This window comes from Undibacterium sp. TJN19 (assembly GCF_049339485.1).
Taxonomy (GTDB): Bacteria; Pseudomonadota; Gammaproteobacteria; order Burkholderiales; family Burkholderiaceae_D; genus Undibacterium.
Genome location: NZ_JBMPPL010000001.1, coordinates 1,332,539 through 1,357,985, shown reverse-complemented (window position 1 = coordinate 1,357,985; position 25,447 = coordinate 1,332,539). Strand labels below are relative to the sequence as shown.

Here is a 25,447-nt window from a genome sequence, read left to right as displayed (position 1 = left end):
CCTGGGGCCACATGATTTCAAAGCAGTGTGTCAGCCGCGTCAGTTTGCGGCGTGATTTTGGGAGAATTTTCAGAAGACCCAAAAACTCACCACAGAGCCACCATAAATACGCTGTGACTCTTTGTGGTGAGGCCTTGACCCTGTTTATTTGTGCTTGAACACCATGAACGCTACAACCACCGCCACGGCCAGCAGCACTGCACCGGCAATCTTCCATGCTGAATACGGGCGTTCACCCTGTACTTCACCGGTCTGGCCATTGACCAGAAAGCGGTAAGTCTTGTCACCATATTTGTAAGAAGACAGCCAGATTGGCAACAGGATGTGCTTGAAGCTGATATTCGAATAGCGAGGCTGCATGGCAATGATGCGCTGGTGATTGCCGCCAATGTCGCGGCAAATCGCATCGCGTATCACGCTTTCCATCTTGCCCTGGGCGTCGACAAAGCCTGGTTCCAGCCCCACCTGGTAAGCTTCTACCGTAAAGCCCGACACAAAATCGTCACGGTAACCCTGCAATTTCTCGAGTCGCCACGGTGCCAGGTTTTCTGCATACGACACTGGCAGGGTTTTTGAACCGACTACCAGGACATCATCAAACGACACCTGTACGGCCCCCACTGCGGGGTACCAGTCTGTCCTGGTGACCTGGCGGCTTTTGCTTTCGCCGTTTTCGGTATAGTTTTCAGTTACCGTGTAATCAACTCCGCGTTGCCCCTGATAGGTGGTGTCGCTGTCAGCATCATAAGTCCAATAGGGCGTATAGATGCCCTTCAGGCCGCGCTCAGCACGGTAAGCCTGCTTCAGGGCATTCGGTGCAAACCACAGACCCGTGACCCAATTGGTAAATTTGGAACGCGCTTCCGATTCCTTGATATCAAACGGCGCGATTGCCTTCGGCCTGATCTTGCGTGCCGAGTAGGCAGAACTGGCAATCAGCGGCACCTGGCAAAACGGGCAGCGGTCAGATACCACATTCGCAGCCAGTTGCGATTCTGCCCCGCAGCCTGTGCATTTCACATGCTGCTGATCAAGCATGGGTTCATTGCCAGCCTGATTGGCCAGATAAGAATGGTAATCCAGTTCTTCCACCGCCGCAACCGTGGCTTCCTTGTCTTCGGGGATATCATTCTTTGCACCGCAATACGGGCATTGCAGTGCATGCTGGCCAGGTGCGTATTCGAGCTTCGCACCGCAAGATTTACAGGGGTAGTTTTTTGTTGTCACGGGTGATGATTCCAGAACAAAACAGAAATGGCGCCGCACCCAGACAGGTGCGACGCCGCATCATAAGCCAGGCTTTTACTGTGGTGGCAACGGTGGCGGCATGGCTGCAAACAAGCCAGCCAGGTCAGACTGTTCAGCCGCCTTGCCCCAGGCTGCCATGCCCTGACGCCATACCAGGCTGTCACGCGTCAGGCTGCCATTGCCCACATGCGATTGCAGCACTGTCAAATCAAACGGCCCGGTTTGCGCACCGTTCTGGGCGACAAAATACGATGCCGCTGTTGGCAACGGTGGCGGCATGCCACCACCCGAAGCAGGCGCCGGGGCGGCTACAGGTGCGGCAGCGGCAGGCTGCGGGTTATTGCCAAACATGGTACCCATGCTCTGGCTCAGCATACCGCCCACACCAACACCCATCATGGCACCTGCCATGCCGGGGTTTTGTGCCGCATCGCGCAAGGCCTGTGCACCCTGGTATTGGGCAAACTGGTTCATATTGCCTATCATGCGCATCGCGCCTTGCTGGTCGATGGCTTTTTCCACTTCTTCCGGCAAGCCTATGTCCTGCACCTGCACTTCACACAGTTCCAGGCCATATTGCGCAAAATCGCCGGCAATTTTTTCCTGTATCCGCTGACCAACCACGGTGACCTTGGCTTCCAGGTCAATGACAGGCACGCCAATTTCAGGCATGACTTCCTTGATGCGCATGCCTATCTTGCCGCGCAGGTTTTCTTCGATATCTTGTGTCGTGAAGTCAGCCTTGGTGCCCACCAGCTCAGACAACATGACCTTGGCATCGGTAATGCGTATGCCATAAATACCAAATGCCGTTACACGCACCACACCAAATTCAGGGTCGCGCATGGTGGCAGGGCCAGCCGTGCCCCATTTCAGGTTCGTGAAGCGGGTGGTCTTGAAGAAATACACTTCCGCCTTGAACGGGCTGTTAAAGCCATATTTCCAACCCTTGAGTGTACTCAATAAAGGCATGTTTTCTGTGGACAGGTCATACATGCCCGGCATGAATACGTCAGCCACTTGGCCCTTGCCCATCTGGCCTTCATTGACCATGATAGCAATCTGCCCCTCGCGCACCGTCAGCTTGGCACCCATCTTGATTTCGTTCTGATAGCGCTCAAAGCGATGCACCATCACATCGGGACTGTTATCCAGCCATTCGACGATATCGATAAATTCATTGCTGAGCTTGTTCCACAGACCCATAGTGTTCTCCAAATACAAAAATTCTTGCAGGATGCTGGCAGACAATTCTATTGATAGCAGCCAACAGCTATTCGGCGGATTTCAAGACTATCCGGCGTAGGCGAAGTATTGCTTAATTGGTACATTATCACAAGGGGCTGTGGGTATTTATTGGAGCTTGTTTCCAGATGTAAATTTGAAGGAATGAATGGTGTTTTTTTATCAATGAATGGAGCAGTAAAGCGTTTGAATCTCATTGAAACATCACGCTTCAATGAGATTTGCCGAAGTCAGTCGTCAGTCTTTATCACTTTGCGCATTGACGCCCGTACTGGCCTTTTTAGCAAACCAGGCATGTATCAAGCCTGATTGAAAGAACTGTACCGGTGCCATAAATCCGCCAGTTTCAATAACCAATGCCACTTCTACAGGTGGCAAAACGGCGACGTCCTTGGCATAGGCAGCCTTCATGCGATTGAGGCCATCAGAAGAAAGGGTTGATGTCGCCATTACTTTCCACCACACACCCAGCAATGCATCATAATTTTCAGAATTTGCACCTGACGACAAATCCGAGTTGGCCAGTATGCCGTCTGGTTGAAGTTGATTGGCGATTTGCCTGAAGAAGTTGGAGCGGGCTTCTTTTTCCAATATAAATTGGGATACCAGGAAACAAGTCGCTGCATCGTGGAGATCCATGACAGGTAGCGAGTCGAGGTAGCCTTCATGGAAATAGCATCGTGAGCCAAGTCCTTCTTCTTCGACACGCTGGCGACAGACATCAAGCATTGCGCCTGAAGGTTCAATTGCAGTAAACCGCCAGCCGGGGTTCTTTTTTGCAAGATGGATCAACTCTTTTCCTGTACCGACCCCGACACATAGAATCCTGGCCTCTGGAGGCAATGCAGAAAAAACGGATTCCAGCAAGAAGTACAGATTATTGTTAATTGACGCCATTCTCGCCCATTGTTGATCGTAGCTGGAAGCCTGTTGATCAAAAATACTTTTAAGTTCCTCGCTGTTCACATTATTCCTTTTTAAGCATCTGAAATACTTATAGTAGCAGTTAGTGAGTTTGAGAGAGTTTGGTGCCTGGGGGTAAGAAAATATAGGGAAATGGCAGACGGTACCAATGCAGTCAAGGTTCTAAGATTCGACAGCAATAGAGGCAGGATGAGATATCCACTGGTTTTCTATCGCTTAAGCCCCGTTACACAGGCTTTTTTGTAGAAATCTACCGGATACGATGGGAGAACAAAGCGGGTTTGCGAACAAATTTAATTGATCTGATATTGTTTTTCGATTGAGCCTCACCCTCGCAATGTCAAGGGTGAGGCAATTGATTCAGCAGCCAGTAAAAACCTCAAGCGATAACTCAACCCGCCTGATCCACTCTTTCCAGCCTGCCCTCATTCCCACCCCAGCTCCTGACCTTATGTCCCTTCACCGCATACATGAAGATCATGAGGTAGCAGGGCAGCATGACCCAGTAGGCATGCTGTGAATTGGAGGCGTCCGAGATGCGGCCGTACAGCATGGGCAGCAGGGCACCGCCGGCAATACCCATGATGAGCAGGGCTGATCCGGCGGCTGTGTATTTGCCCAGACCCTGCAGGGCCAGCGGCCAGATGGATGGCCAGACCAGGGCGTTGGCCAGACCCAGCATGGACAGGAACATGACAGTATCGGGTACCACAGGGACACCGGCCCAGCCCAGCAGCGCTTGCGACAGTCCCGTGTCAGTGGCAGAACTCAATGCCACGCCAAAGGTGAAGATAACACCGCAGATGGCCGACAGTAGCAGGGCGGTTTTTTGCGACATCAATTTGGGGATGGTGGTTGCACCCAGCAGATAGCCCAGTACCATGAAGCCCATCGTGTAAGACGTGAGGATGGCAAAGTTTTGCACGCCCAGGTTGCGGCCATACAGGCCTATGGTGTCACCGGCGATGACTTCGACGCCGACATAGGCAAACAGTGACAGCGCACCCAGCACCAGTTGCGGGTATTGCAGTACCCCCCATTTCTTCACCGCGGGCTGGTTTTTATCCTGCTCCATGCTCAGTTCTGGCAAGGAAGAAAAATGCACGATGACCATGAACACCAGCAAGCCACCGGCCATGATGGCATAGGGGTAGACCAGGCGCGATGACAGTTCTGAACGCAGGGCTTCGCGGCCAGCATGATCAAGTGCGGCCATGGCGGCATCAGAATATTTGTCGATGCCTGACAGTATCAATGCAGAAAATACCAGCGGTACGACGATGCCAGCCCCCTTGTTGAACAGGCCCATGATGCTGATACGCATGGCAGCGCTTTCACGTGAGCCTATGCAGACGATGTAGGGGTTGATGGCAGTCTGCATCAACGTCATACCCGTGGCCAGGGTGAACAGTGCCAGCAGGAAAAAACCGTAGTAACTGGATTTGGCTGCGGGTATGAAGAGCAGTGCACCCACGGCCATGACACCCAGGCCCAGCGTCATACCATTTTTATAGCCGGTGCGGCTCAGTATGGCGGCAGATGGCAAAGCCATGACCGTGTAGGCGATGTAAAACGCAAACGTCACCCATAGCGCCTGGAAATTATTGAGGTCGCACACAATTTTCAGGAAAGGGATCAGCGAGCCATTCAGCCAGGTGGCAAAGCCCAGTATGAAGAATAAGAGGCTGATAAAAAACATGGCAATCACCACATCTTTTTTTGATCCTGATGGTTGATCATTGTTATTCATGAGGGATTCCAAAAATATTAAAAACGTTCACAGTGATCGGATAGGGCAACAATGGGCAACGCCACATCTGGCTGATGATGCAGGCATGCGCTGTACGGCACCAAACCTTGCAATATTGCAAGATGCCACACAATCATCAGACTGGTGCCAGGATATGCCTTGAGCATAGCAGGCCAGCGCTTGCGCTGAACAGGCAAATGCAGGCAATTCCAGAAAAAAGCCTCCCCGGATAGAAAATAGGGGAGGCTTTTCTTGATACCTGACTGATGCTGCCAGATGCAGGTTGCCCGGTGCGGGATTAGAACTTGGCCCTGACACCGATGCTGTAACGCGCACCGTTTTCATACACGCCGACTGGCAAGCCGTCTGTCGTATTGGTACGGATGACAGAGTTGGTCAGGTTCACGCCAGAGGCAAACAGGCTAATTTTCGGTGTGATATCCCAGTTTGCCGTAGCATCCCACTGACCGTAGGCGCTGGTGACATCCTGGCCGCCTTCATCCAGACCGCCGTAGGATTTGGAACGGTAGTTATAAGACAGGCGGAAGCTGATGCCATTCTTTTCATAATAACCACTGGCGTTCAGCTGATTGCGGGAATTGCCGACCACATTCAGTTTTTGTCCACCGGCGATGGAACCTGCCTTGGCATCGGTGAAAGTGTAATTCACGATTGCGCCAAAGCCATTACCAAAAGCTTGTTGCCATTGCAGTTCCAGACCATTGATGACGGCACCATTGTCAGCATTGTGCGGACGTGTTACCGGGCGCATGACACCACCGACATTTTCCTGTGCTGTCGATGTGTAGATGAAGGTATCAAGACGTTTGGTGAACAGGGTGCCAGACAACATTGATGCGTCGGCAAAATACCATTCTGCGCCAATTTCTGCCTGGTCAGCATGGTAAGGCGTCAGCAAGGGGTTACCTGCCGTTGCCGCATTGGTCGTGCCACTGACTTCGGTACTGGCGCTGAGGTCGCTGAAGGTATTACGTGCCATGACGCGCGACAGGGCACCGCGGACAATCAAGTCTTTGCGCAGATCATACACAGCGTTCAGGCTAGGCAGGACATCGTTGTAAGTACGGGTCGTGCTGACCAGGTTATAAACACCGTTCGGATTTTGATAGGCTTCGGATGTCTGTTCTGTCTTGACCAGACGTACACCGAAATCACCACGCCATTTATCGACCGCATAGTCAGCCTTCACATAGGCTGCGGTGATTTTTTCCTTGATCTTGTAATACTCGCCCTTGGCTTCAGCATAGACCATGCCCTTGTCATACATGGCGAAACCCTTGCTGGCAGCCAGGCTGTCATTGACCCACGCATATTGGGTCAGCGAACCGGGATTAGCCGCAGCCTGGCTCAACAAAGGGGAAGGGCCAGTAGACAGATCTGCCAGTGAGAAAGATTGCCAGACCGGGCTGGAGGAATCAATCGTACCTATCGTGCGATGGTTTTGCACAGTATTGTCGCGGTATTTCAAGCCAACTTTTACATCCTTGATGAAGGAGCCTGTCAAATCCAGTGTCAGGTCGCCCTGTACATAGTTTTCCTTGCTTTCCATCTTGCGTATCCAGTCACGTGCATTTTGCAGCGTGAGCTTGGTGGGGTCCAGTGGACTCATGTCCAGATACGAAACCTGATAGGTGTCCGGCGCAATATTGATGGTAGTGCGGGTCGTACCGGTGAACCAGAAATTGCGGTCATGGTTACTGCCGCCTTCGGCAGATGTAGTACCAACCTGTCCATGTGCTTTCCAGCCATCACCCTCGTAATTGCCTTCAAGGTCAAGCACCTTGGATCTGATATAGGCTTCGCGGTAGATAGGTTCAAATGAGACACCTGTATCAGGGCCTACCGTGCCACCGACAAAGGCCTTGGTACCATCAGAGGTCGTAATGAAGCGTGGGTTGGTGATGTGGATGACATTATTCTTGTCTGCCAGGCCACCCACTTCCCACAGGTAGTTCTGGTTGCTGTTGTTCATGCTCATATCTGAATTGATGTAATTCAGGGATACGTCGCTGTCACGGTTAGGCTTGATTTGCAGGGTCACATTGCCGGTGGTGCGTTCCCTGTCCTGACGGAATATCGCCGAACCCCCACCCCATGATGCGTAGGCGTTTGGTGTTGCGACATTGTTCTGGTCGATGATGGTGTATTTGGTGGAATCAGTAAAGTTTTCCAGCCCATCACGACGCATAGTGCGTTTTTGCTTGCTCAATGACAGCAGGATGCCCAGGGTATTTTCTTCATTTTTCCAGTTCACCAGGCCAGATATTTGCGGGTCAGTCTTTTTAGGCAGTTCGCTATAAGTGGCTTCCAGCGAGAACTGTGCAGTCAAAGGAGCCTTGAACTGGAAAGGCTTGCGCGTTTTGACGATGACCAGGCCACCGATACTGCCTTCATCCAGGTCAGCTGACGGGCTTTTGTAAACGTCCAGGCTACCAACCAGTTCCGAAGGCAGGATGTCATAGTTAAAACCGCGGCTTTGTGAATCATTTTTCCACCAGTAGGCAGAAGCGACTGACTGGCCATTCAGTTGTGTCATGTTGAGGTTCTTGTCAGTACCGCGCACGAAAATATCGCGGCCTTCACCCCAGGTACGGTCAACAGAAATGCCAGGTACGCGTTGCAGGGAATCAGCAACGTTCTTGTCGGGGAACTTGCCCAGATCTTCAGAGTTAACGGTATCAACGATGTTTTGAGAATCACGTTTGCCGGCCAGGTTTTTTTTCAGCGTGTCACGGATGCCGCGTACTTCAATCACTTGTGAGCCTGCGGGCGCTTCTGGTGTAGCTTGCGGTGTTTCGTCAGCAGCATAAACAGCGCTGAAAGCAGCCGTGCTCAGTGTCAGGGCTATCAGTTGCGGCAATATTTTTTTCTTGAATACGGGCTTGCTCATATTAAGTCTCCTCTGGATTTTTTTGCTAATTGACGTGGGATATAAGTATAAAAATAAATGCGAAAATAAATGCGAAAATAAGTACGAAAATAAATATGAAGATACATGCGAAGCGAATGCAAAATACGGTAATACCTGAGCTAGTCCCTGTCTTGTTACGGGATACGATAAACAAGATAGAAATAACGGGTATAAGTTCTGTTTGAAAATTGGTCAATCACTGCCTGCTCCTGTTGAAATGCGTGTTTTTTCTTGTTGGAGTTTTCATTTTTATTCAATTCAAAAGAAGATTTACTGGCTATTTCTTCCTCATTCCCGACTGCATGCCTGACTTAAAAAAACCGACGCCACGCTGGGCGTCGGAAAGTCATACGGCTCGGGGGAGGGTATGATCATTTACGCTCTGGTTTGTACCAGGTCGAGAAACCGTTCTGTATCTTTGCTGCTGCATTTTTGCCTGACAAATTGCCGTTCAGGACCAGGGCATTTACATTCCATAATTCCTGTTCCATGCTCGGCTGCCCACGGTTCAGTATCTGTGCATTGACGCGTATGCTGGATTCGCAAGTAGTGCGCCATTCCATCATTTGCTTGCCTATCGGATCCCGCACTGCGATCAGGTGATTCGACAGCGAAAAAAATCCGGTAACGCGGTTGGTATAGATATCTGCAAATTCTTGCGAACCTAGCCATTCCAGAAATTTATAGGCGTCTTCCTTGTTCTTCGATTTCTTGTTGATACCGATGCCTATATCCATGTGATCAAGGATGTAGCACTTGTCACCCACTGTACGTACCGGTGGGGCAAACACTCCAAACTCCAGACCCTGCACCTGGTTGAAATACGATATATCCCAGGAGCCGACCGGGTATACCGCTGCCCGGCCAGAAGCAAACTGGTGCTGGCTGTCGCTGTAAGTCTGTGTACTGGCGACGCTGGGCAGGTAGGAAGCCAGTTTGGCTTCATATTCAAAAGCTGCCACGAATTGCGGGTCGGTAAATTTTGCACGGCCATTGATCAGCGCCCTGCGCCCCTCTTCACCGCGCCAGAAGTTCGGGCCTATGCTGGTGAACAGAGTTTGCGTGGCTTCCCATTTTTCTGCCGTACCCAGTGCCAGCGGCAAGTAACTGCCATTCTTTTTCACTGTATCGAGCACATTCAAAAACTCTGCTTCTGTCTTTGGTGCCTGTAAATTCAATTTCTTGAAAATCTTTTTGTTATACAAAAACCCGTGTATGACCGAGGCGACAGGCATGCAAAAAGTCGTCTTGGCATCGTCGCTTTGCCAGGCCAGCAAGGCAGTTGTATCAAAGTTTTCCATGCCGGGCTTGCCATCCAGTTTTTCCAGATAACCTTTGCTGTACAGAGATTGCGATACATCAAATGGCCGGCACGCCAGCAAATCACCAGCACTGCCATTGCTTAAACGGGCTTGCAGGTTACTGTCATATTCTGTCGGCGTTGTCGGCGCAAACCGGACTTCTACGCCAGGGTGTCTTTTGCCAAATGCCGGTATCAGCACCGTTTCCCACAAAGCCTTGTCGTCTACGCGCCAGCTTTCAATGACGAGCGTGCCTGCCTTGGCAGACCCCGTCATTGCGATGGCGCACAACATGGCTGTGTAAAAAATGCGTTTCAAGATCAAACCCTATCAGCTTCTTTTGAAAAATTTCAATTGCATGACTTGATGTGACTGATGCTATCAGCGGCCTGAATGTAATGCCACTTGCAAAAAACAAACTGGTATTGAAAGTTAAGTGATTGATTTATTTGATGATTTTTAAAATGCAGATATAGCGCGCTTACAAATCCTTACCTGCCACAAACGCAAATATGGCTAGTCACTAGGCCAGACAGGCCAGGTTCGTTTTTGAGTTTTTGAAGTTTCAAAACCTTTCCTCATAAAACATTACAAAACTTTACAAAACTCATGTTCAGGGTGTTGTTAAATGCCTGGAAAGGCTGGTGGAGAACACCTTCATCATCAAAAATCACCAAGGCACAGGGGGCAGCGTGCAGAAACTTCAGGGGATTGAAGGTATCTGTGCTTCAGGTGAGAATTAAGAGGGAAGAGTCAGCGTTGCCGTGACAACGCTACGGTCGCAATGCCTTAATCAGGCAATGTGATGATGGCGTTCAAGCCGCCTTCAGGATGGTTTTCCAGTGTCAGGCTGCCGCCGTGGGCTTCAATGACGCTGCGGGCGATGCCCAGTCCCAGCCCCATGCCACCTTCATTTTGTTCGCGCCCGTGTATCAGGCGCACATAGGGATCAAACAGGCTGGGGAAGGCATCTTCCGGCACGCCGGGGCCATGGTCGCGTACCTGTATGATGACCAGGCCATCAGTGGCCTGTACGCTGATTTCAGCACGTTCACCATAGAACAGGGCATTGTCAAGCAAATTGCCAATCGCGCGTTTCAGTGCCAGTGGCTTGCCGCGTACCGAGATGCCGGACTCTTCAAACTTTACATTGTGCTTGGCCAGATGCGCACTGCGTACCAGCCGCCTGATAAGGGGGTCCAGTCGTACTTCAGTGGGGTTTTCGTGAATGTCACTGTCCTTGACGAATTGCAGCGCACCCTTGACCATCATGTCGAGGTCATCCAGGTCTTCTTCAAATTCGCTGCGCAAGACATCATCATCCAGCAGCTCAGAACGCAATTTCAGCCGCGTGATCGGCGTGCGCAAGTCATGCGAAATGGAAATGAACAGACGTTCGCGGTCTTCCAGATAACCCTGTATGCGCTGGCGCATGGCACTGAATGCGCGGGCCGTGTTGATGAATTCACGGCTGCCGGTTTCTGGCAGCGCTGGCGTGTGTTCCCCCTTGCCAAAGGCTTCTGCTGCATCCGACAGGGCCGCCAGCGGGCGCGTGATCCAGCGCACCACCATGATTGACAGCAGCAAGACGGCTGCCAGCGACAGGCCCTGCAAGACCAGGCGGTCAAATGACAGCGGGTCATTGCCCTTCAAAAAATACGGATTGGGCATCAGGGCAGCCAGGTAGAGCCAGTTGCCGGGTTCCAGCTCGGTCTGTATGACCAGCACAGGTGCGGGTTCTGGTTTGATGAGCAAGATATGTTGAACCCAGCTTTCCGGCAAATCGCTGATGCGCGTGCCATCGGCGGATGTCGTCAATTGATCTGGCCAGGCAAAGGCAACGTGGAATTCAGGGTATTGCGGCAAATCGCTTTTCAGCGTATTACCCACCTTGTTCAACACCGATTGCGCCAGCGCCTGAGGCTCTATGGGGGTGATGGGGACAACGGCATTATTGGCTTGCACAAAGAAGCGTGTGCCCCCCATCTCACGAAACTGCTGTATCAGCACCGTGCGGTAATTTGGTGGCAGGCTGCGAAAGAAACGGATGGCGCTGGAAGCACTGTGCGCAAGATATTGTGAAGCCGTGGTCGCCTCTACTTCTGCCTTGGCACGCTGTTGCGTGGTCCAGATGGCGCTGCCCACCAATTGCGTCAGCAATACGCCGAACACCATCACCAGCGACAGGCGGCCCAGCAGCGATTGCGGCAGCCAGTGCCAGCGTCTGGCACTGGCAGGTGCTGGTGATTGCATTGGCGACTGAACGGGCGCAGTCAAGGGGGCAGCCTTTGGCAAGGTCTTAGACACCTGATGTGCTCACATCTGCAGAAAACACATAGCCTGCACCGCGCACGGTCTTGATCAGCGTGGGCTGCTTGCTGTCGTCCTTAAGCAGTACACGCAGGCGGCTGATCTGCACATCCAGTGAACGGTCAAGCGGCCCTGCATCGCGCCCGCGGGTTTCTTCTGACAAGACATTCCTGTCGAGCACATCACCTGGGTGTTCGACAAAATATTTCAGTAACTGGTAATCCAGCCCTGTCAGTGCTACCGGCTCGCCGGCACTGTCGGTCACCTTGCGCTCCACCAGGTCCAGCGTAAAGCCGACAAAGCGGTAATAACGCGGTGCCGCCGATACATCCATGGCTGTGCGGCGCAAGATGGCCTTGATGCGGGCCAGCAGTTCACGCGGGCTATACGGCTTGGCAATATAATCATCGGCACCCAGTTCCAGCCCGACGATACGATCGGTTTCATCCGAACTGGCGGTCAGCATGATGATAGGGACGTTGGAGCGCTGGCGCACGATCTTGCACAGCGCAAAACCATCCGTGTCGGGCAGCATCACATCAAGTATCACCAGCGACAACTGGCTGACCTGGCTGTTGAATTCCGCGACAAAGCTTTCACCATTGTGTGACAGGATGACTTCATACTGATTCTTTTCCAGGTAGGTTTTCAGTAATACCCGTGTTTTCTGATCGTCATCAACGATGAGTATTTTGCGCGTCATGTTTGTCTGCCGGTATATTTATTGGTTTATTTGCGACTATTGTTATTGAATGTGCGAAACATCGCTGCCAGCCGTTTTTGTGTTTCGGCTGCGCTCACCGTGTCATCGATAAAATAACGGTGGATGACGGCAATGATGGCGTCCCTGCTTGATTCATCGGTGGCCATGCGATGCACCAGGCTGGGGGCCTGCAAGGCAGCACCCTGGGCAAAGGCATTCCATGATGCGCGTGCGCAGCTATCCATCCTGGTCGGGTCTGCATCGCGCCGCACGGACACCGAGCCCTTGACGGCATTGTAATCAGTCTGTACTGCGGGTGTGGCGATCAGGCGCGCCAGTTTTTCCTGTGCCAGTACGCGCGAATAATCATTGGTAAACATCGACAGGGTGTCCACGCTATACAGGTGGTATTTGCCGGTTCCCGGCATGGGCGTGCATGAGAATTCATCGTCGGTGGCAAAACCCCATTCGTTCAGTTCACCCTTGGCCCAGTCACCCATGACTACCATGGCCGCTTCGCGCTTGGCGATCTGGCGTACTACATCTGTCCACGGGCGTTCATCAACCGGGTTGCTCATCCAGCCTTTCATCTGGCGCATGCGTTCCAGGGCTTGTGTGAAGCGCTTGTCAAACACGGCCTGGGCATTTTGCTTGACGAACAGTTCGCGATGATAATCCGGCCCGCTTTCGGCGAGTATCAGGTTTTCAAACAGAGTGGCTACTTGCCAGGGTTCGCTGCTTTGCGCCAGCGGTATGATGCCTGCCGCCTTTAGTTTTGCTGCTACGGCCACCAGTTCTTCCCAGGTTTCCGGCGGGTTCAGCCTCAATGTGGCGAGCAATTTGCGGTTGTAAAACAGGGTATTGATGCGGTGTATGCCCAGCGGTGCAGCCACCACATGCTTGCGGTGTTGTATCAGTGTTTGTATGGTGGGGAAAAAACTGGCATTCCATTTATTGGCGCTGGCAACCTTGTCCAGTTCCAGCAAAAAGCCCAGGTCCGCCCATTCCCTGATGGAGACACCGATGATTTGCGTCACCTCTGGCGCATCATTGGCCAGCACGCGGCTTTTCAATACCTTGCCAGCACCGATCCCGGCGCCGCCAGGTATGCCGACATCACGCCAGGCCACGCCTTCATCCGCCAGCCGGGCTGCCAGCAAAGTTGCCGCCTTGCGTTCGCTGGCAGATGTCCACCAGTGTAAAACCTGTAAAGTGGTATCGGCCTGCGCGCTACCGCAAAAGGCTGTAGCCGGACAAAACAATAAAATCAAGGCGCCAAACATGAGCGTCCGGGCAAAGCGCAGGGCCAGCCTCAGGACAGCGACATATTCGGTTAAGTAAATCACCTGGATTCTTATCGGCAAAAGATTATTGGCAAAAGATTTATTGCATTATGGAAATGGATATGTCGTTGCTGTGTCAATGCTGTGTGCCCGTGCCTCCGCAGCATCAAGCCGGATGCATATTACCAAAGGGACAGGGTTTCTGGTAGGCATTGTGCTTTTACCGTGCTGAAGACAGCAAGAAGCGTGGCAGAATGGTGACGTTAGTGTTTGTCGTGACCAGTACGCGGCCCCCGTATCAGCCAGCGTTCCAGCAAATCGAAACCCCATTGCGTCAGCAAGGCCAGCGCTGCCGCAGGCAAGGCTCCCGCCAGCAGCATCTGGTTGTCATTCAGCGCCAGGCCTATCGCAATGCGTTCACCGTAACCGCCTGCACCAATGAAGGCAGCGATCGTTGCCGTACCCACGCTCATTACCGCGGCTGTCTGTATGCCAGCCAGCAGCATGGGCAGGGCCAGCGGCAAGTCGATGTGCAACAGGCGGTCACGTGCCGACAGGCCCAAAGCCTGTGCTGCCAGCCGCAGGCCAGTCGGCACTTGTGCCAGGCCCACACAGGTATTGCGGACGATGGGCAGCAGCGCATACAGCGACAGGGCAATCAGCGCCGGCATGAAGCCGATCTTGCCCAGCAAAGGAATCAACATGGCCAGCAAGGCCAGCGAAGGCACGGTCTGCAAGATGCCGACAACTGCCATCACCGCATTACGCAAGCGTGGCCGGGATGCGGCGATGATGCCCAGTGGTATGCCCACAGCGCAGGCAAGCAGGACTGCCGCAGCAACCAGCAACAGATGCTGTCTGCTCAGCCGTGAAAAATCATCACCCAACAGTTTTTGCAAAAAGCCTGTGCGCGCGGGCGGGCTGGCGGATGACTTTGCCACAAACTGCTGCGCCACGGCAGCAAATGACTGACCGTCCAGTTCTACCGCCGCATTCATGGCGATCATGCGCGTATTGTCGATCTTGCCTTCCAGTTGCCGTATCGCCGCCCAGGCTTTTGGAAAACGCGATGGCACATCAAGCCGGTACAGCAGGACAGCATCATACCGTGGGAAATAATTGCCATCATCTACCAGCACGCGCAAACCCAGTTGTTTGATCTTGGCATCGGTAGAATAAATATCAATCACATCAACCTGGCGAGCGTTCAGGGCTTCATACGCTATCCCGTGGTCCAGCCCGGTTGCCTGTTGCGGCAAATGATAACGTTGCGCCAAACCTGGCCAGCCATCAGCACGGCCCAGAAATTCATGCGACAGACCAAAGCGCAATGCAGTATGCGCGGACAGCCCGGTCAGGGTTTGCGGTGCATTGCCTGCTGCTTTGCTGCCCGCAACTTCAGGCCGCATGGCAAGCGCATACGTGTTATTAAACCCCAGTGGCACGGCAATGCCCAGACCCTGCAAAGCGAGTTCGCTCTGCAACTGTGCCAATGGCGTGGCGCTGTCATGTTTCAGGATTTCTGTATTGATGGTACCCATGTATTCTGGATAGACATCGATATTACCGCTCTTGAGCGCATTGAAGACTATCGCCGTATTCCCCAGACCCTGGTGATGGTGTACTGGCGAAAACGGCGCGGCAGTCTGGCTGAGGATCTCACCCAGTACATAAGATTCAGTAAAACGTTTCGAGCCGATATTGAGCGTCGCTTCGGCATGCGCAACTGCAAAATGCATGCACATGAACAGCAATATGACAAAGCGCCCTGGTGTGGGCGATGTATGTCTGACGCGGTTCCCTATCTGCATGGCATGATCCCGGCAAGGTATTGCTGTTGTTTGTTGAACGAAGTGGCATGAAGAATACCAGATTGGCAGCAGACGCTTGTCCCGCTTTCCATACAGGCAATTTTTCTGTTGGCTGGCATAGACGGCACTACTTTCAAAAAATGGCTGATTACGCATTAAATATGTCAAATCAGACACTCACTGTTTGGCGCCTGAGAACCTAAAATCTGGTCTGGCAACATGCAATTCCCATTTCACCTCAAACCCGGAAAGCCAGATGATGAGCACATCGCCCACAACCAGAAACATGCATGAAGACGATTTGCTGGAAGACTTTAATTCACGCGAGATCAGCCTCGACGGCGTCAGCAAGGTGGTGCATGTTGCAGGCACCGGGCCAGCCGTCATCGTCATGACAGAAATGCCCGGCATTAGTCCGCATGTCGCCCGTTTTAGCCGCTGGGTGCGGGATGCGGGTTTTACAGTCTATATGCCGTCCCTGTTTGGCCGCGACGGGGCGGTGGTCACCGCAGACGAGGGGGTAGCCGTCTTCAAGCGCGCCTGTGTCAGCGCAGAGTTTCGTGCCTTTGCTGCTGCCGGGCCGGCATCAAGCCCGGTTACCCTGTGGCTGCGCGCCCTGGCAAAACTGGCGCATGCTGAATGCGGCGGGCCTGGTATCGGCGCGATAGGCATGTGCTTTACAGGCAACTTTGCACTGTCCATGATGCTAGAGTCTTCTGTGTTGGCACCAGTCGTGTCGCAACCTTCATTGCCGTTTGACGACACCTCGGCAACAGGTCTGCCAAGCGATGAATTGCTGGCCGTGCGGCAAAGGCTGGAAAGGGAAGACCTGACTGTCCTGGCCTATCGCTTTGAAGGCGACCAGATCTGCAAGGCAGAACGCTTCGCGGCTTTTTCCGCAGCATTGGGTGAGCGTTTTGTCATCCGCGTATTGCCTGACAGCGCCGCCAGCCAGGATACCACCCCCTTTTTTCAGCGTTATGTCAAAACCCCGCATAGCGTGGTGACTGCCCATCTTATCGATGAAGCTGGGCAACCGACGATAGCTGCGCGTGACGAGATACTGGATTTTTTCAAACACAGACTGGTACCCCGGAATGCCTGATGCTGGCAAGAATGATATCGCTTAAGAAAGCGGCAAAACACGCGTTTGTTCATGGCTTTGATCTGGCACTTTCACCCTATAGTAGGATCATTGTGCGTACCCTGACCCTGCTTCCCCATGAAAAAATGCCATTCACTACATCATCCCCACTGTACCTACCGGGTGGCTGAGGGCGAAGCTGTCTGTACGGCAGGGCATGTGCAGGCTCAAGACCAGGCCCAAGCCCTGGATCAGCCGCAAGTTGCCAGCCGGTATGACCTGATCGTGTCTGGCGGCATTTTGCCCAATTTCCCCAAGATCCTTGATGCAACCACAACTGCACCAGAAAAATTACACCTGCATTTCAGTGGCTATGACCCGCGTGCGGCAGGTGGGCGTCAAAGCATCAGGCTGGAATTGCGCGGCATGCTGTCTCCGCTCATTACACAAATTGATGTACAACTGCGTTCAGAGCTGATTGCCACCGGCGCATCCACACATCGCTTCTTACGCACCTTATCCGGCGCCTGGCAAGCCTTGCTCATCAATTTTTCTTCGAAGAACAAAGAGCATGGACAATACCCCATCGAAGTCGCATTGCTGAGCCAGCACGAGGGCACGAACTTGCGCAAATGGGTCTGTACCGCCGTTATCTTTGTGCCACGTGCCGATGCATCGCTGACAGAAATTCATCGTGTCTTCTTGGCTACGCAAAAAAGTGTCAGGCTTACAGCAGAAGATGGTGCCATCGCCAGCCTGACAGGTCTGGTTCAGGCAGATGGCTATGCGCATGGCAACCTGGATATCGAAGTCAACGCCAAAGATGCGGCAATCGCCAAGCTCGACATGCGCGCCCCTGCTGGCAAATATGAAATCGCTCTCGGTACCATCGCCTGGGATGAAGAGTTGATCGAAGTGGCGCCTGAAGCAAATGCAAGCCCTGTGCTGGTTCCTGCAACATCCACAAAACCACCTGCAGCACAAAAAGTGACGTCACTGCCGCATATAGACAATGCCACCTCAGCCACCAATACGGCCAGTCTGATCAGTGATGCAGCGCAAGAATGCACCCAGTTCAGATTATTCGCCTTAGATGAATGGGTATTTGGGCGAATGGAGGCAGACTATCCCAAGGCAGATATTCTGTTGTCACACCGTGCCGGCAGTACGCTGGAAAACGCCAGCCTGACACGTCGTATCAGCGCTGCCCACACCATCATCCGCAGACGGGGTGAGGGTGCAGAAATCATGGACATATCCCGCTATGGCACTTTAGTCGACGGCATAGCCCTGAAAAAAGAAGAGCCTTATCCCTTGCGCGCAGGCATGCAGATAGAATTTTGCGCCAGTGTCAGGGGCATAGTGAAGCTACAGGTCATTGCCATACAGGCACATGCCATTGTCATGGCGCATATGGATGCCAGAAAGGGCAGGGAAGTATTATTTTTGATACAGCCTGAAACACGCCCCGGCACAATGAAGCAGGGCGTATCTGCTGACTTGCCGACCCTGTTTCATTCCCAGGGCAGCTTCTGGCACCGTGACACACGTACACAGAGAGAAGTCAGGCTTGATGCCAACACCAGTCTGGCTGCATGGCATCAATTACCTGCTGCTTGCCGCTATTTCAGCTCACCTTACGCCGATACCAGGTTACAAGGCTATGGCGCATGGCGTGATGAACAACAACGCATGCGCAGACCCAGGACTTTTCACGGTTGATGAGCTTCCAGGATTGCAAATTATTGTCACCAGGCCGGTTGTGCAAAATGATCTGAAGATGGCTCTCTTGACAGCAAGTCAGGTCTGCTCCCAGTAGGACGATGACGAAAAAACACAAGCTGTTAGCGGCTTGTTAAGTGCCTGTTTTCAATGCACTGATATAGGCCCTTTTCCCCTCTCTGTTCCCGTCTTCCACAAATAGACCCGGTGCTACCATTTTTTCTCAGGTGCAATTAACAGTACGCGCTTTCCCGCACCGTGCGCAGTGATTGAAGGAGTCTCGCATGTTCAGCCTGTTCGGTAAGTCCAAGCTCAAATGTTCACGTTGTGAACATAAAAATACAGCAGACTCAGTCTATTGCGCGCACTGCGGCCTGATGGTCGGCAGCCCCCGGCATGAGATGGCCTTGCGCCACAGTCGCTGGTTGCCCGGCGAAAATGAAGTCGCCCTGTTTTTCGGCGTACGCCCGCTGGCCAGCATTGCCAGGCAAGGCTTGCACATCCCGGCCAGCGCACGTGCCTATGTATTGCAGGACAGTCATTTCGCAGAGTTATTGGCGGGCGATTATATCGCCGATGACATTGCCCGCCAGCTCATCGGTTTGCAGACAGATCAACCAGCTGAAATCCTGTTGACGCGCCTCAATCCATTCGCCCTGCTGTTCAGTTTTGATGATTTGCATACGACGGAATTTCTGGCGATAGCAGCCAAATTTGTCATCAGCGTCAAGATCGACGACGTACGGGCGTTTGCCAAATATTTCATGAGTACGCCCGGCATCATCACCTGCCAGCAACTACAACAATTGTTGGAACCATTGGTACGAAAAATCGCGCTTGAATTTCTGGGTACGCAATCCCTAAGGGAACTGCAAGACAATCTGCATTTGCGCCAACAGCTTGATGAACGCCTGCTGTCAACCCTCAACCCCGCCATTGCTGCCTATGGTTTTATTGCCACCCAGGCCGTCACCCGCGATGTCCGTCATGAAAAACTGACTGGCGACAGGGAAAAACTCAGTGAAAACATAGAAACACTGCATTTGGTGATCGATGGCCAGCGCGCGCAACTTGAACACAGCAAACGACTCGATGCCATTTATACCAATAGCGAATGGCAAAAAATCGCCAAGCAGGAAGAACAGATCCGCCTGCGTTACAAACGTGAAGAAATGCGCCAGCAATTTGGCAAAGACCTGGGCTGGCTGTACATGCAAGGCCAGCTGGAAAATGCCAAAAAACGCCTGAGCCGTGCCAAGCTGCGCCAGGATGAAAACGAAAGACTGCAAACCCTGCGTGCGCGTGAACTGGAACTGTATGGCCGCGTCGTCGATGCCACCACCCGCAAGCAGGCACTGGAACGTGGCGCAGGTGATACCGTCAAGGAACTCGAACATAGCCTGAAACAAAAGTCAGAAGGCCGCCAGAACGAGGCAGACCAGTGGCTGCATGTGCGCACCATGGCACGCATCAAAATGCGTTCTGAATCTGAAGTCACCCAGTTGCAAGGCAAAGAGACAGCGCAACTGATGCAGCAAAAGATGCAACATCAATTGCAAAAGTTTCAGCTTGAGCACGAAACTGCTCAGGCGCAACTGATTGATGACCAGGAACAGCAACGCGTCCAGACAGAATTGCTGCGTCACAAACAAAACCAGCTTGCACGCCGCGAACAGGAACTGGAAGACGAAGAACAAAAAAGTCGCCTGATCCTCATCAGCATTGATGCCGAAGCCAGGGCGCGTGAATTCCAGCGCCTGCAAGCCTGGGAAGAAGAATTGCAGCAGCAGCGCAAACGCGCCCTGCATCGTGATGACAGCATCAGCGATCGTGATGCGCAACTGAAAGTCAGCCAGTTTCAGCAAAAAATCAATGACATCACACGCAGCGACAGCCAGGCCGATGCCATGGCCCAGCATGAAAAATTGCTCAATACCCTGAAAGCCCAGGCCCTGTTTGAACAGCAAAACCAGCAACAGCGCCAACAGGCCATGCTGGCTGACATGGAAACAGAAACAGCTAGGCACAAGTTGCAGCAAGATGATGATGAACGCCGCTGGCAAAAAGAATTGCGGCAGGCGGATGCTGAACGCGCTGATAAATTTGCCCGCCTGAATCTGGAACGTGAACAACGCCAGGCAGAACTGGCACATGATGCCCTGCTGGCACGCATCGCGATTGAGCGCATGACCGCTATTTCCAACTTCAGCGAAACCGCTAAAATCGCCACCGCTGATGCACCCAATGCCCTTGCCCTGGCCGAGATTTTGAAAATACAGGCGCAAGCCGGTTTAAGCGCAGAACAGATACTGGCCATGCAGGCAGGCATGTCACCGCATGCTGCCCAGGCCATGCATGCCATTGCCACTGCCCGGCAGGGTTTGAGCTGGGAACAGGCGATCAGCATGTTGCAAGACCGTATCAGCGAAGAACGTGAACAAAGAAATATCGAGCAGGAAAGACGTCACCAGATTGACCTCAGCATGGCGCAAAATGCCCACCAGCATAATGCCAGCCATGTCGACAGGAAATAATCACAGACGCGACTTGTCATTGAAATTTGCAAACCATCATCGTTACCATCTTATTCAACCAGTACTGCCACGCACATCAAGATAGTCACAATGCAAACGCCTCTACAAAAAATCCGTGAATTGCGTGCATTGCTTGATGAAGGCCTGCTCACCGATGACGAATTTAACCTGCGCAAGAACGCTATACTGGATAGCGAACTGGCCCCGGCTGAAACGCGGCGTGCCAGCAAACACAGTGATGAAACAGAGCATGAACTGACGCAAGGCACTGACCTCGGTTTTCTGGCTGGCCAGGAAGTGGGGGGCTTGTCCAAGCGCTATCGTCTCGAACGTCTGCTGGGGCAGGGCGGCATGGGGCAGGTATGGCAAGCCAGTGACCTGGCGACCCAGGCAGAATTGGGCCATAGCGAAATGCTGGCGCTGAAGATACTGCCGCCGCAACTGACCCAAAGTGCCATGCATGCGCGCCTGCTGGTGGAAGAAGCATCCATGGTGCGCAGGCTGGCGCATGAACACATCGTCAGGGTGTATGACTGGGCGCGTGACCCTGCCACCAGCAGTTATTTCATCATTATGGAATATCTGGACGGGCAAGACCTCGAAACCTACCTAGACAAGCACAAGCGCTGCACGCTCAAGCAAGTATTGAGCATGCTCAGCCCGGTTGCCGACGCCCTGCAATATGCATGGGACAAGCACAAGCTCGTCCACCGTGATTTAAAACCCAGCAATCTCTTGCTGACGCAGCGTGGCGACATCAAGCTGCTTGATTTTGGTATCTCTGCCCGTTTGCGCAGTCATACCAGCGCCGGGCTCAATACCGTGCCAACCAGCATGACACCATCGCGCTCACCTTATGCTGGCACTGCCGGTTACCGTGCGCCGGAAGCCGGCAACCATCAGCACAGCCCCGGCCTGGATGTGTATGCCGTCGCCATCATGATCTACCAGATGCTGGAAGGTGCCATGCCCTTTGGCGAATACCGCCACGTTCGGCAGACAGCATTACAGCCCGCCACCCTCAACGCCGCACAATGGCAAGTCTTGCAAAGTGGCTTTGCTATCCAGCCAGACCAGCGTCCGGCCAGCGTGCGCGCCCTGATACAGGCCATGCAGGCGGCAGCACAAGCCATCATCCTGAAGCCCGGTATGATGGGTATGCAGTCAGTCTCACCAGAAAGCAAGGCCAGACCTCAGCCAGAAAAGAAAGAATCCCCCGCCGAAGCAGCCACACGCCAGCGCGCCGAACAAAGACGGCAGCGCAAGGAAGTAGAGCTGCAACGACGTCAGCAGGCCAGTCTGGCTTTGCACGCACTGATCAAAAAACAAAATCATTTGCGTGAAATTGAAGAACAGCAGCGCCGCCAGAAAGAAGAACAACTGCGTCAGCAAAGAGAGCAAAGAGATCTGCAAGAACAAAAACGCCAACAGCAACAGGCGCTGGCTGCCGCCATCCAGGCCGACAAGCCAGCACCTGGCACCGTCACGTGGGAAGAAGCACAGCGCTACCTGTCCGCCATCAGCCGCAATACGGGCGCTGACAACGGGCAAATGCCAGGCCTTACAGCCTGAGTAAAGAAGGCCGTGCTAAAAGAAACATAAGACGCTGGCATCAAAGGCATCCAGCTTAACTGCTTAATGATTGCTTAATAACCGCTTAATTTCTGACCGCAGCAAAAATTGCATCAGCAACGGCTTTTGGCTGAGACAGCATAGGCACATGGCTGGTCGGCAGAGTAGTCGTCACGGCATTGATTTTTTTAGCAAACGCAGCTTGCAAGCCAGGATCTATCATGCGGTCTTTGCTGGCAACAATGTAATAACTGGGCTTGTTTTTCCATGCAGCGAATGTGACAGCTTCGCCAAATACCTTGGCTGGCAGCAAGCCTTGCGTGGTGGCCAGTACAGCCGTTTTTTCCTTGGCAACATCCTGCGCAAAGTTGGTCGCAAATGACTCTGGCGACAATTCCAGATTGCCATTGGCATCCGGTTTCAATGTCGCGATGCCCGGCGGGACAGGGTAATCTTTACCCAGGGCACCCAGTGATTCGCCTTCAGATGGCGCAAAAGCTGCCACATATACCAGTGCCTTGATCTTGTCGCTGACGCCTGCCTGGGTAATGACGGCACCACCCCATGAATGCCCAACCAAGACGACCTTGCCAGTCTGTGCATCGACGACACGCTGTACCGCAGCCACATCATCAGCCAGCGAAGACAAGGGGTTTTGTACAGCAATGACCTTGACGCCCTTGGCTTGCAGAAACGGCGTCACCTGGTTCCAGCTTGAGCCGTCAGCGAAAGCGCCGTGTACCAGCACAACCGTGGTGTCGCTGCCTGAGGCGGCCAATGCCTGGCCAGGCAGTACGGCAGCAGCGGACAGGGCAGCTGTCAAGGCAGCAGATGAGATCAATGCAGTTTTGCTGATGTTTTTCATGACGATGACTTTCAAAAAATAGTTAAAAATAAAATTACCTGAAATTAGTTAGCACGCTAAGTATTTGAATGGCATATAACGTCTTTTGCGCTTTGCCATGTTGCGAATAATAGCGCGCTAATAATTAGTGCGCAAGTTAATTTTAAATATTTTTCGCTGACAAGACCAGGCTATTCAATGATCGAGATTACGGCTCAGCTTGTTCAGGCCGGCCATGAGGTGCTGAAAGTCTGCCAGTTGCAAATCGCAGGCCGTGGCAATTTTCTGACTGATGCGCACGCCTGCTGCCCGCAGCTTATTGCCCGCATCCGTCAGCGTCAACACGCGGTTGCGCTCATCTTCAGGGTCGCGGTTGCGCAGCAGATACCCTTCTGCCTCAAGACGCTTGACCACAGGGGTAATTGATCCCGAGTCTTGCCCCAGTCGTGTCGCCAGGTCACGTATTCCCAAGCCTTCTTCTTCCCACAGCACTACCATGACCAGGTATTGCGGATAGGTCAGGTTCAATTCAGCCAGCAGCGGCTTGTACAACTGCGTCATTTTCAATGACGTGGAGTACAGGTTGAAACACAGGTGGTCTGCGAGCAGGGGTGGTTTGCGGGTGGTCATTTGGTAAAAAGCTTCTTTGGAGCAGCTTAGACTAACGTAATTTTCTTGTGACAGCAAATGCTAAGGAAAGCGAGGTTGGTAGGTTTGTAGGTTGGGCTAGGTTTCATCAGCCCAACACTGGCCTCGAGGATTGCATACACAATTTATACTTGGAGTGTTGGGCTGGTAAGGCGTAGCCCAAGCTACAACGCAGGCCCATCGACCTTCGATTTTATTGCAGCAGTTCCTACCAGCTCCCGCATCTGCACATGCAATTCATCGTCCCACTCCACCTTCAACTGCTGCTTGGCCCGCAGATAATGGTCGGTGAACAGATCCAGATACATCTCCAGCGCCTGCGCCGCCGCAGTCTCACCCGCCAGCCCCAGGCACAAGGCGGCGACTTCAGACGTACACAAATGATCATCGCGCCGTGAACGGCGCAGGCGGTAACGTGACAACTGCTCTGGCAGCAGGCTCAATACCGGGAACTGCGCCAGGTAAGGACTTTTCTTGAATATCTTGCGCGCCTCTGGCCAGGTTGCATCCAGCAAGATGAACAAGGGGCGCTTGTGGCTATTCTGCGGTTCATCCGCAGGCAACAATTCCGTAATCACCCGCTCAGGTGCCACAAACTCACCCGGGAAGACCACATATGGCTGCCATTGCGGGTCAGCCAGCACTGCCAGCAAGGCTGGGTTCACTTCAGTGCGTGCCCAGCCAAAGGCCATGGTGTCGGGCACTACGTCGGCGATCAGCCAACCCGTGTTGCTGGGCTTCAGCGTTTCATGCTCGGCCATCAGCAGGCATACCCCGGCGCGGGTAGGCACGATGGGGCGCAGCTCGCACAGGCAATGACTGAGGATGAGCCGGCAGCCACCACAACGCTCACCCTTGGGGCCGCCACGCGCCAGAAACGGCCTGGTACTGCGCTCAAGCCGGGCAGAACGCAAGCGCGACACTGCATGAGGGGGATGTGGCAGATGTGGTAATGGCAACGACTTCATCAGGGATGCAAATCAGGGTAGGCAGGTATGGCACCATGCCTGTTGAAAAAACAGGCAGGCAATATTCTGGAGAGCTGAACAAAGGCACGACTTGCGCGGATAAGCCGCAAGCTGGCTAAAAGAAACAGATGCAAAGCCAGCGGCTGCACCCGGTTGCAACTTACAAAAAGCAATCAGCGGTAAAACGCCTCAACCACGCCCTTGACCTTGATCATCAAGGGGTTGCCTTTGCGGTCGCGCGACTTGCCAGCAGCAACGCTGACCCAGCCTTCGCTGATGCAATATTCTTCAACGTCATTGCGTTCTTTGCCATTGAGCTTGATGCCGACATCGTGTTGAAACACTTCGGCGACATGATAAGGGCTGCGCGGATCAACCGACAGGCGATCTGGTAATGGGGGGTATTGTGTAGTGTCGTTCATGCGCGACATTATCCCTTAGATCGCAAGGGGATTCAATGGGAACTGTGCGCTGGCATGTTGATATCTATATGATAATCTTATAAAGGCAATCAGCCCCCTTGTTTTCAAAGCGCATCCTGTGGCATGTCAATCATCAATAGCTAAAA

18 protein-coding genes are annotated in these 25,447 nt (G+C 53.0%); 4 read left to right on the top strand and 14 right to left on the bottom strand.

The window, feature by feature from the left end:
- Positions 1 to 144 precede the first annotated feature (144 nt).
- The 10 genes from ACO0LH_RS06140 to ACO0LH_RS06095 form a co-directional block, all read right to left on the bottom strand.
- Positions 145 to 1,227 (bottom strand): hypothetical protein, encoded by a 1,083-nt coding sequence (locus tag ACO0LH_RS06140; RefSeq protein ID WP_422940153.1) that lies wholly within the window; start codon positions 1,225 to 1,227, stop codon positions 145 to 147.
- A gap of 75 nt (positions 1,228 to 1,302) precedes the next feature.
- A complete protein-coding gene (locus ACO0LH_RS06135) occupies positions 1,303 to 2,454 on the bottom strand; it encodes an SPFH domain-containing protein (RefSeq protein WP_422940152.1) in 1,152 nt (383 codons plus the stop codon).
- Positions 2,455 to 2,730: 276 nt separating this feature from the next.
- A complete protein-coding gene (locus tag ACO0LH_RS06130) occupies positions 2,731 to 3,459 on the bottom strand; it encodes a class I SAM-dependent methyltransferase (RefSeq protein WP_422940151.1) in 729 nt (242 codons plus the stop codon).
- A gap of 349 nt (positions 3,460 to 3,808) precedes the next feature.
- Positions 3,809 to 5,167, bottom strand: a complete 1,359-nt coding sequence (locus tag ACO0LH_RS06125; RefSeq protein ID WP_422940150.1) for a sugar MFS transporter — start codon at positions 5,165 to 5,167, stop codon at positions 3,809 to 3,811.
- A gap of 298 nt (positions 5,168 to 5,465) precedes the next feature.
- Positions 5,466 to 8,078 (bottom strand): TonB-dependent receptor, encoded by a 2,613-nt coding sequence (locus tag ACO0LH_RS06120; protein ID WP_422940149.1) that lies wholly within the window; start codon positions 8,076 to 8,078, stop codon positions 5,466 to 5,468.
- Positions 8,079 to 8,470: 392 nt separating this feature from the next.
- Positions 8,471 to 9,694, bottom strand: coding sequence for an extracellular solute-binding protein (locus tag ACO0LH_RS06115; RefSeq protein ID WP_422940575.1), 1,224 nt, complete (start codon positions 9,692 to 9,694; stop codon positions 8,471 to 8,473).
- Between the two features lie 495 nt (positions 9,695 to 10,189).
- Positions 10,190 to 11,653 (bottom strand): ATP-binding protein, encoded by a 1,464-nt coding sequence (locus ACO0LH_RS06110; RefSeq protein WP_422940574.1) that lies wholly within the window; start codon positions 11,651 to 11,653, stop codon positions 10,190 to 10,192.
- A 46-nt stretch (positions 11,654 to 11,699) separates the two neighbouring features.
- Positions 11,700 to 12,413 (bottom strand): response regulator, encoded by a 714-nt coding sequence (locus ACO0LH_RS06105; RefSeq protein ID WP_422940148.1) that lies wholly within the window; start codon positions 12,411 to 12,413, stop codon positions 11,700 to 11,702.
- A 26-nt stretch (positions 12,414 to 12,439) separates the two neighbouring features.
- Positions 12,440 to 13,759, bottom strand: coding sequence for an ABC transporter substrate-binding protein (locus ACO0LH_RS06100; RefSeq protein ID WP_422940147.1), 1,320 nt, complete (start codon positions 13,757 to 13,759; stop codon positions 12,440 to 12,442).
- Between the two features lie 200 nt (positions 13,760 to 13,959).
- Positions 13,960 to 15,441 carry a glycine betaine ABC transporter substrate-binding protein gene (locus ACO0LH_RS06095; protein WP_422940573.1) on the bottom strand — a complete coding sequence of 494 codons (1,482 nt, stop codon included), beginning with the start codon at positions 15,439 to 15,441 and terminating at the stop codon, positions 13,960 to 13,962.
- Positions 15,442 to 15,766: 325 nt separating this feature from the next.
- On the opposite strand from ACO0LH_RS06095, the gene ACO0LH_RS06090 reads away from it, so the two are divergent.
- From ACO0LH_RS06090 to ACO0LH_RS06075, 4 genes are all read left to right on the top strand, one after another.
- A complete protein-coding gene (locus ACO0LH_RS06090; protein WP_422940146.1) occupies positions 15,767 to 16,612 on the top strand; it encodes a dienelactone hydrolase family protein in 846 nt (281 codons plus the stop codon).
- A 117-nt stretch (positions 16,613 to 16,729) separates the two neighbouring features.
- Positions 16,730 to 18,313 carry an FHA domain-containing protein gene (locus tag ACO0LH_RS06085; protein ID WP_422940145.1) on the top strand — a complete coding sequence of 528 codons (1,584 nt, stop codon included), beginning with the start codon at positions 16,730 to 16,732 and terminating at the stop codon, positions 18,311 to 18,313.
- A 284-nt stretch (positions 18,314 to 18,597) separates the two neighbouring features.
- Positions 18,598 to 20,847 (top strand): hypothetical protein, encoded by a 2,250-nt coding sequence (locus ACO0LH_RS06080; protein WP_422940144.1) that lies wholly within the window; start codon positions 18,598 to 18,600, stop codon positions 20,845 to 20,847.
- A 90-nt stretch (positions 20,848 to 20,937) separates the two neighbouring features.
- Positions 20,938 to 22,419, top strand: a complete 1,482-nt coding sequence (locus ACO0LH_RS06075) for a serine/threonine-protein kinase (protein WP_422940143.1) — start codon at positions 20,938 to 20,940, stop codon at positions 22,417 to 22,419.
- 85 nt (positions 22,420 to 22,504) lie between these two features.
- Here the strand turns inward: ACO0LH_RS06075 and ACO0LH_RS06070 are convergent, their stop codons facing one another.
- From ACO0LH_RS06070 to ACO0LH_RS06055, 4 genes are all read right to left on the bottom strand, one after another.
- Positions 22,505 to 23,284 carry an alpha/beta fold hydrolase gene (locus ACO0LH_RS06070; protein ID WP_422940142.1) on the bottom strand — a complete coding sequence of 260 codons (780 nt, stop codon included), beginning with the start codon at positions 23,282 to 23,284 and terminating at the stop codon, positions 22,505 to 22,507.
- A gap of 174 nt (positions 23,285 to 23,458) precedes the next feature.
- Positions 23,459 to 23,893, bottom strand: coding sequence for a MarR family winged helix-turn-helix transcriptional regulator (locus tag ACO0LH_RS06065; protein WP_422940141.1), 435 nt, complete (start codon positions 23,891 to 23,893; stop codon positions 23,459 to 23,461).
- Between the two features lie 182 nt (positions 23,894 to 24,075).
- On the bottom strand, positions 24,076 to 24,879 hold the full coding sequence (locus ACO0LH_RS06060) for a tRNA-uridine aminocarboxypropyltransferase (protein ID WP_422940140.1): 804 nt from the start codon (positions 24,877 to 24,879) through the stop codon (positions 24,076 to 24,078).
- Positions 24,880 to 25,052: 173 nt separating this feature from the next.
- A complete protein-coding gene (locus ACO0LH_RS06055) occupies positions 25,053 to 25,301 on the bottom strand; it encodes a DUF3297 family protein (protein ID WP_422940139.1) in 249 nt (82 codons plus the stop codon).
- Positions 25,302 to 25,447: the final 146 nt, after the last annotated feature.